We start from the raw sequence: 4,911 nt of genomic DNA on the forward strand, positions 1-4,911 counted from the left end.
GCCCCCCCCCCCCCCCTCCCCCCCCGCGCCCGCGCGCGGGGCGCCCCCCCCCCCGCCCCGCCCCCCCCCCCCCCCCTCGGCCCTGGATGGCGGCGCGGACGGCCTCGAGGCCTATCGGCGGCTGGTCGCGGCCTTGCCGGGGTTGCTGGCGCCTGGCGGCGCGGCAGTGCTGGAACTCGGCGCCGGCCAGCTTCCGGCGGTGAAGCGCCTGGCGCGGGCGGCCGGCCTGCGCCCGGCGGGCGCCCGGGCGGACCTGGGCGGCACTCCCCGCGCCCTGGTGCTCCGGACGGGCCCGGCGGGCGACGAGAAAAAATCCATTGGCGGCGGGGCCTCGGCGCATTAGGTTGTGGATGCGGCCCGGGGTGCAGGAGTGCAGCCAGGCAGCGCCGGCCCTGACACGGGGTCAGGGTTTCTCCGCAAGGGGGCACCCGTGCGGAACCGGCGGCCGCAGTGACGCAACCCGATGAATCCGCGTTCCCGGCCGGGGCCGTCCCGACCGTGGCCGCCTTTTGCGAGACGGCGATCGTCCCAAACATGAACATGAAACGCATGCGCAGCCGCGGCAGCCATCGGCACGGAGGCGGCGGCGGAGGCGGCGGTGGATACCGCCAGAGCGGCGGCAGCCACCAGCCGCTCAACCGCAACCATGTCTTCGACAGCAATGGGCCCGATGTCCGCATCCGCGGCACGGCGCAGCAGCTCTTCGAGAAATACCTCCAGCTCGGCCGCGACGCGACCGGCGCCGGCGACCGGGTGATGGCGGAAAGCTACTTCCAGCACGCGGAGCACTACTTCCGCATCCTGAACGCCATGAACCAGGCCCAGCAGCAGCAGGGCGGGCCGCACCAGCCGCAGCATCAGCGCCGCTACCAGAACGGGCCGGAGCAGGACGGGCCGGAAGGCTCGGGTGACCCGGTGGAGGTCAACGGCCACGCCAACGGCCATGCCGCCGATGTCGAGGCCGTGGCGCCTGCCGAGGACGGCTCCGAGCGGAACTGACGGCGCAAGCCTCCGTCCCCGGCGATGCCGGGGGCGGCGCGCGCTTCTACCGCACCACCTCCAGCGCATCGCCGACGGCGACGCGGCCGCCTTCCAGGACGGTCGCATAGACGCCCATGTCGGCATGCCCGTATTCCCGGCGCAGCCAGAGCGGCGGCTTGGCGTCCCGCTCGGCCGTGTCGGGGTTCACCTCGGTCGCCGCGCAGCGTTGCGTGCGCTTGAAGATGCGCAGCCGCGCCTTGCCCAGCAGCAGCTCCCGCCCCACCCAGTCCAGCTCCGCGAAGGGCGCGGCGCCGGAGAACAGGATGTTGCCGCGGAAACGCAGCGGGTCGAGCGCCATCCCGGCCCGCTCCCCCAGCTCCGCGACCGAGGCGAGGCCGATGATCGAGACCGCCTTGTCGGGGATGTCGGTGAAGGCGTGGCCCGGCACCTCGGCCAGCCGCAGCCCGCCCCGCGCCTCGGCGCCCATGCGCTCGGCGAGCCATGCAGCGGCGGCCAGACGCCCCTCCGCGGTGCCGAGATCGGCCGCCAGGCGCGCCTGCCCGGCGCTGAGCAGCAAGGCGTCGGCGCGCGGATCATAGGCCGCATGGATCGCCGCGATGCCGGCATTCACGGCCAGGCAGGCGAAGTTGCGCTTGGGCAGCCATTTCGGCGCCGCCGGGTCGAAGGCGCCGTCGCCCTGGGCGAAGGCGAAGCGGCGGTCATGCGGCAGGCCGTCGCCGGCGGCGAGCTCCACATCCTCCATGTATTCCGGCGAGAGCCCCTTCACCGGGTAGCGTGCAATTCGTTCGACGCGCATCCGACCTTCCCTTGAACCGGCGGGGGCGCGCATACCATTTTTCCATCCGTGAGGTGATCCATCCGTCGCCCGATCGGGGGCGGACGGCACCGCAGTTCCGCTCACGAGAGGGATCTGGCGATGGACATAGAGAAGTTCACCGATCGCGCCCGCGGCTTTCTGCAGGCCGCGCAGACGATCGCGATCCGCGACTACCACCAGCGCATCACGCCCGAGCATCTGCTGAAGGCGCTGCTCGATGACGAGCAAGGCGCCGCGGCCGGGCTGATCCGCGCCGCCGGCGGCGATTCGCAGCGCGCGAAATCCGCCGTGGAAGCCGAGCTCGGCAAGCAGCCGAAGGTCTCGGGCGGCGGCGCCGGCCAGCCGCAGCTGACGCCGGAGCTGGTGCGCGTGCTGGATGCCGCGCAGCAGCATGCGCAGAAGGCGGGCGACGAATTCGTCGCGCAGGACCGCATGCTGCAGGCGCTCGCTGCCGTGGACAGCCCCGCTTCGCGCGCGCGGCGCGCCGCCGGCCTGCAGCCGCCGGCGCTGGAGAAGGCGGTGACGGAGCTGCGCAAGGGCCGCACCGTGGACAGCCAGAACGCCGAGGAGCAGTTCGACGCGCTGAAGAAATACGCCCGCGACATCACGCAGGCGGCGCGCGAGGGCAAGCTCGATCCGGTGATCGGGCGCGAGGAGGAGATCCGCCGCACCATCCAGGTGCTGGCGCGTCGCACCAAGAACAACCCCGTGCTGATCGGCGAGCCCGGCGTCGGCAAGACCGCCATCGTCGAAGGCCTCGCGCTGCGCATCGTGAAGGGCGACGTGCCGGAGGCGCTGAAGGACAAGCGCGTGATGGCGCTCGACCTGGGCGCGATGGTCGCCGGCGCGAAGTACCGCGGCGAGTTCGAGGAACGCCTGAAGGGCGTGCTCAAGGAGGTCGAGCAGGCCGCGGGCGACATCATCCTCTTCATCGACGAGATGCACACGCTGGTCGGCGCGGGCAAGGCGGATGGCGCGATGGACGCCTCCAACCTGATCAAGCCCGCGCTGGCGCGCGGCGAGCTGCATTGCGTGGGCGCGACGACGCTCGACGAGTACCGCAAGCATGTCGAGAAGGACGCGGCCCTCGCGCGGCGCTTCCAGCCGGTCTTCATCGGCGAGCCGAGCGTGGAGGACACGATCAGCATCCTGCGCGGCATCAAGGACAAGTACGAGACGCATCACGGCGTGCGCATCACCGACAGCGCGCTGGTCGCCGCCGCGACGCTCTCCAACCGCTACATCACCGACCGCTTCCTGCCGGACAAGGCGATCGACCTGGTGGACGAGGCGGCGTCACGCCTGCGCATGCAGGTGGACAGCAAGCCGGAGGAGCTGGACGCGGTGGACCGCGACCTGACGCGGCTGCGCATCGAGCGCGAGGCGTTGAAGAAGGAGAACGACGCGGCGTCCCGCGACCGGCTGCAGAAGCTCGAGAAGGAGCTTGCCGAGATCGAGGAGCGCTCGCGCGAGCTGACCGCGCGCTGGGACGCCGAGAAGGGCAAGGTGCAGGCGACGCAGAAGGCGAAGGAGGAGCTCGACAAGGCGCGCACCGAACTCGAACTCGCGGAGCGCAAGGGCGACTACGCACGCGCCGGCGAGCTGAAATACGGCGTGATCCCCGGCCTCGAGCAGCAGATCGCCTCCGCCGGCGACGGCGACGGTCGCCTGGTGAACGAGGCGGTGACGGAGGAAGGCATCGCCGCCGTCGTCTCGCGCTGGACCGGCATCCCGGTCGAGAAGATGCTGGAAGGCGAGCGCGCCAAGCTGCTCCGCATGGAGGATGTGCTGCGCCAGCGCGTCGTCGGGCAGGAGGAAGCGCTGGAGGCGGTCTCCAAGGCCGTGCGCCGTGCGCGTGCGGGCCTGCAGGATCCGAACCGGCCGATCGGCAGCTTCCTGTTCCTCGGCCCCACCGGCGTCGGCAAGACCGAGCTGGTGAAGACGCTCGCGAACTTCCTGTTCGACGACGAGCGCGCGATGACGCGCATCGACATGTCGGAATACATGGAGAAGCACAGCGTCAGCCGCCTGATCGGCGCACCGCCAGGCTATATCGGCTATGACGAGGGCGGCGCGCTGACCGAAGCGGTGCGGCGGCGCCCGTATCAGGTGATCCTGTTCGACGAGATCGAGAAGGCCCACGACGACGTCTTCAACGTGCTGCTGCAGGTCCTCGACGACGGGCGCCTGACCGACGGCCAGGGCCGCACGGTGGATTTCCGCAACACGATCATCGTGCTGACGAGCAACCTCGGCAGCCAGGCGATCGCGGAACTGCCCGAAATCTCCGACATCGAGGCGGCGCGGCCCGCGGTGATGCGCGCGGTGCGCGAGCGCTTCCGGCCGGAATTCCTGAACCGGCTCGACGAGATCGTGCTGTTCCGCCGCCTCGCGCGCGGCGACATGGCGGCGATCGTGGACATCCAGCTCGGTCGCCTGCGCAAGCTGCTGGCCGACCGCAACATCGCGCTGGAACTGGACGAGAGCGCGCGGGAATGGCTGGCCGAGGCCGGCTACGACCCGACCTATGGCGCGCGGCCGCTGAAGCGCGTGATCCAGCGCAGCCTGCAGGACAGGCTCGCGGGCCTGCTGCTGGAAGGCCGGATCAAGGACGGCGAGCGGCTGTCCGTCACCGCGGGCCCCGACGGGCTTGAGGTGCGTGAGACTGCGCCCGAGTCGCCCCGCGCCGCTGCGGCGTGATCGGGACGGGATGCGTCAAGCATGCAGCATCGGATGGCTGCCATGACGCGCGCCGCATGACAGCGCGTTGACAGGGTGAGGGCGGGCCCGTAGAAGCCCGCTCCACCGACGGACCGAACGGTTCGCCGGCTCGCCGAAAAGGCAGGGCTTGAACACAGCGGCTTCGGCCGCTATATTCGTCGCCCTCGCCACGGAATCGGCGGGATCCCATCACCGATGAGGTGGTGCCTCTGGCTGGGTGACCTGCCTGGGGTGTGGGACTTGTTCTTTCAATCTGTGCATCTGCGAGGGGAGTATGTTCTGGTTGCTCTTGCCTGTTCGTGCGGCGGTTAGGTGCTGCGCGGTGGGAAGGGTGGCCGGATGGAGAGTGTTGGTGTTTTGTTTGGTCGGGG

The 4,911-nt window shown here is 70.9% G+C and carries 3 protein-coding genes and 1 pseudogene; 3 read left to right on the forward strand and 1 reads right to left on the reverse strand.

Going from position 1 to position 4,911, the window contains the following annotated elements:
• A pseudogene (locus tag AC1MIR_RS27205) lies at positions 1-343 on the forward strand (hypothetical protein); the annotation flags it as partial.
• Between the two features lie 191 nt (positions 344-534).
• On the forward strand, positions 535-999 hold the full coding sequence (locus AC1MIR_RS27210) for a DUF4167 domain-containing protein (protein WP_480031302.1): 465 nt from the start codon (positions 535-537) through the stop codon (positions 997-999).
• A gap of 46 nt (positions 1,000-1,045) precedes the next feature.
• On the opposite strand, the gene AC1MIR_RS27215 is transcribed toward AC1MIR_RS27210, so the two are convergent.
• The gene (locus AC1MIR_RS27215; RefSeq protein ID WP_480031303.1) at positions 1,046-1,798 is read right to left on the reverse strand and encodes an MOSC domain-containing protein; all 753 of its coding nucleotides are present in this window, start codon (positions 1,796-1,798) and stop codon (positions 1,046-1,048) included.
• Between the two features lie 120 nt (positions 1,799-1,918).
• Here AC1MIR_RS27215 and clpB point away from each other — a divergent pair, with 120 nt between their 5' ends.
• The gene (gene clpB, locus AC1MIR_RS27220; protein ID WP_480031304.1) at positions 1,919-4,519 is read left to right on the forward strand and encodes an ATP-dependent chaperone ClpB; all 2,601 of its coding nucleotides are present in this window, start codon (positions 1,919-1,921) and stop codon (positions 4,517-4,519) included.
• The last annotated feature ends 392 nt before the right edge of the window (positions 4,520-4,911 follow it).

The sequence above is a fragment of the Falsiroseomonas sp. RANM36 genome, assembly GCF_056682175.1.